This is a genomic window from Leucobacter japonicus, from assembly GCF_001273855.1.
GTDB classification, from domain to species: Bacteria; Actinomycetota; Actinomycetes; order Actinomycetales; family Microbacteriaceae; genus Leucobacter; species Leucobacter japonicus.
On the sequence record NZ_JHBX01000025.1, the window covers coordinates 1 to 222 of the forward strand.

Annotated in this window: 1 protein-coding gene; it reads left to right on the top strand. The window is 64.0% G+C overall.

Annotated features, from left to right (window positions below; genetic code table 11):
- On the top strand, positions 1-222 hold a 222-nt coding region (locus AMS67_RS00055), incomplete at both ends, for a CoA transferase (protein WP_193787051.1).

The following is a 222-nucleotide window of genomic DNA, read 5'->3' on the forward strand; positions in this document are numbered from 1 at the left end:
GACCTGACGACGTTCCTCTCAGGCCCTTCAGCCACCCAGCTGCTCGGCGACCTCGGAGCCGAGATCATCAAGGTCGAGCCGCTGAGCGGCGACTCGAGCCGAACGATCGCCGGCCCCGAGATCGACGGTGTCAGCGCGTACTACCTCGCCAACAACCGCAACAAGCGCAGCATCGCGATCGATCTGAAAGATCCGCGTGGTCTCGAACTGATGCTGCGGCTC